Source organism: Streptomyces sp. NPDC057271, assembly GCF_042668715.1.
Lineage (GTDB): Bacteria > Actinomycetota > Actinomycetes > Streptomycetales > Streptomycetaceae > Streptomyces.
This window is the reverse complement of the sequence record NZ_JBHUYJ010000223.1, coordinates 1-2,683: the sequence shown is the minus strand read 5'-3', so window position 1 is coordinate 2,683 and position 2,683 is coordinate 1. Positions and strand designations below refer to the sequence as shown.

At 71.3% G+C, this 2,683-nt stretch carries 4 protein-coding genes; all 4 read left to right on the top strand.

Features of this window, described 5'->3' with window-relative positions; all coding sequences use genetic code 11:
• Window positions 1–502, top strand: a 502-nt coding sequence (locus tag ACFUJR_RS39055) for an ATP-binding protein (protein ID WP_383181543.1), incomplete at its 5' end; no start/stop codon positions are given.
• A 118-nt stretch (window positions 503–620) separates the two neighbouring features.
• Window positions 621–1,187, top strand: a complete 567-nt coding sequence (locus ACFUJR_RS39050; protein ID WP_383181540.1) for a WhiB family transcriptional regulator — start codon at window positions 621–623, stop codon at window positions 1,185–1,187.
• A complete protein-coding gene (locus ACFUJR_RS39045) occupies window positions 1,184–2,260 on the top strand; it encodes a DUF2637 domain-containing protein (RefSeq protein WP_383181537.1) in 1,077 nt (358 codons plus the stop codon). Before ACFUJR_RS39050 ends, ACFUJR_RS39045 begins: the two co-directional genes overlap by 4 nt.
• A gap of 101 nt (window positions 2,261–2,361) precedes the next feature.
• On the top strand, window positions 2,362–2,586 hold the full coding sequence (locus ACFUJR_RS39040) for a hypothetical protein (protein WP_383181534.1): 225 nt from the start codon (window positions 2,362–2,364) through the stop codon (window positions 2,584–2,586).
• The last annotated feature ends 97 nt before the right edge of the window (window positions 2,587–2,683 follow it).

Sequence of the window (2,683 nt, the reverse complement as noted above, 5' to 3'; positions counted from 1 at the left end):
CGGGGAGATATCTGGCCGCCAGCGGGGACTCTTAACGGCCGCCAGCAGGGAGAACTACTGGCCGCCTACGGGGAGCACTACACGGCCGTTGACAGTCGTCGGCGCGGGCAAGACACACCAGGCGTATGGCGCGGTCCGGCGGCTGGTCCAGAGCGGAGTCGGCGTGCGCTGGCGCGCGACCACCGCCGCCGACCTGTACGCCGACCTGCGACCCCGGCCCGGAGCCGACAGCGAGCGGGAGCTGGCCACCGTCAGCCGCTGCCCGCTGCTGATCATCGACGACCTCGGCGCGGCCAGGGCCAGCGAGTGGGTCGAGGAAGTGACGTACCGGCTGATCAACCGCCGATACAACTACGAGCTTCCGACCCTGATCACCACCAACCTGGCGATCAAGGACCTCCGTGCCCACCTCGGCGACCGCGTCGCCTCCCGGCTCGCCCAGATGACCACCCGGGTCGAGTTCGAGCAGGTCGACCGCAGACGCCACCGTCTCGCAGCCTGACCCGCCCCAGGCCGCCACGCCGGGCCGCGCCTTCTGCGCGCCGCCCCGAGCCCGTCCCCGACCCAGCGCACCTCTCCGCCGACGCCCCTGCGCGCGGAGAGCGATCGGAGCACCCCGTATGACCAGCACGACGCAGAACCCTGTCCGCCACCGGTCGCTCGGCGACCACACCTGGAGGGACCAGGCCGTCTGCCAGAGCACCGAGTACAACCCGGTGGACCCCGAGATCTTCTTCCCGGACCCCGATGAGACCGACAAGATCACCGCAGCGAAGGCGCTGTGCGGCCAGTGCCCGGTCCGCCGCGTCTGCCTGGACGCCGCCCTGGAAGCCGGCGACGCCGACGGCATCCGAGGCGGACTGACCGAGGAGGAGCGCGGACCTCTGCACGAGAAGATCGCCCACCGCCTCGACTACAGCCGCGTCAACGACACCATCGCCGGTCGCGACATCCACCTCACCAAGGCCGAGCGCCGCGCGGTCATCCGCGCCGCCTACCGCCACGGGGTGACCGAGCAGCGCCTGGCCTGGCTCCTCAAGATCACCGAGGAGCACGCCCAGAAGCGATACCGCGAACTCCGCCGCGCCCTGCGCAACCGAGACCTGAATCAACCCGAGACGGCCACCGCCTCGTCCGAGGCCGGCATCGAGCGCCTGGGTCGCGACGACTTCGGGACGGCGGCGTGACTGCCCTGACCGTGCCGAAGACGGCGCACATATCCGGCTGGGACCGAGCGGTCGTCATCGCCCTCGGCGGTGCGGGATGCGCGCTGTCGTACGACGCGCTGCAGCAGATGGCCGTTGCCATCCACATCCGAGGCTTCCTCACCTACCTCTTCCCCCTGGTGATCGACGGGTTCATCGCCTACGGCGTCCGGGCGCTCCTGGTCCTCCGCGACGCGCCGCTGCGCGCCCGGCTCTACGTCTGGACGCTCTTCGGCACGGCCACGGCCGCCAGCATCTGGGCCAACGCGCTCCACGCGGTGCGGCTCAACGAGGACGCGGTCGCCAGCACCGGCCTTCGGCTCGGCGACACGGTGGTCGCGGTGCTGTCCACCATCGCCCCGCTCGCCCTGGCCGGAGCGGTCCACCTCTACATCCTCATCGCCCGGGGGCCGGTCAAGGGCAGTGACCGCGAGGACCTCGGTCACCCCGGTTACCCGGGTCACTCGGGTCAGGGTGACCGGCGCGACGCCGTGGAGGTCACCCGGACTGACCGGATCGGTCAGAACCGGTCGGCGATCGGTCAGGTCAAGGCCGGTCAGCCGGTCACCGCCCTCACCGACCGGCCGCCACTGTCCCTGGACAAGCAGGCTCCTGCCTCCCGGTCACTGACCGGGGACAGGGCCCCGGTGGGCAGCAGCAACCCGGTCACCGATGACCGAGGCCAGTCGTACGGGGCCGCTGACCTGCCCGGACAGTCGGACTCGGCTCGGCCGGTCACTGACCGCCCCGACGACACCGCCCCGGTCACCGGAGACCAGGGCAGCCCGGCGGCGGTCGCCACCTCGCCGGTCATGCTGCCGCCGGTCACTGACCGAGAGGCCCGGACACCTGGTGACCGGCGGCCTGATCCGGACACCGAGGAGCTGCTGAAGATCGCCCGGTCAGCGGTCAGGGCCGAGGACAAGCTGACCCGCAAGGTGGTCGCCCAGGCGATCCGCGGTCAGCAGATCCCTCTGTCCAGCGACACCCTGACCGCCCTGATGGCCCAGCTCCGCGCCCAGCACGGACAGCCGGTCACCTCCGCCCGGAACTGACCGGACACCACGGAGCGGGTGACCGAGCCGGTCACCCAAGCCGGTCACCCGCTCCTGACATCCGCCCCACCCCCCTCCAGAGCAACAGCGGAGAACACCTGATGCGCACCCACCCGGCCACTCCCGCCGAAGTCGACTCCTGGCTGACCGTCCTCCACCAGCACGGCCACCTCCACCGCGCCCAGTCCGGCCCCGACACCACCTGGATCGTGCAACGAGATCAGCACGATCGCCCCTGGACCCTCCACCACCCGGTCCTCGCCATGGACTGGATCGAGGAACTCGTCCGCGAAATCCAGCAGCAGGACCCGGAGACGAGCCGGTGACCAGCGACGACCCGGCGGTGACCGCCGCCGGACAGCAGCGTGGCCCCACGACGGCTCCTGGCGGAGCAAGCTATCGCGTACGACGGTCCTACGGCCC

Excerpts from the sequence above, each read along its gene's own strand:
- ACFUJR_RS39040 (WP_383181534.1), top strand. The coding sequence starts at position 2,362 with ATGCGCACCCACCCGGCCACTCCCGCCGAAGTCGACTCCTGGCTGACC.
- ACFUJR_RS39050 (WP_383181540.1), top strand. The coding sequence starts at position 621 with ATGACCAGCACGACGCAGAACCCTGTCCGCCACCGGTCGCTCGGCGAC.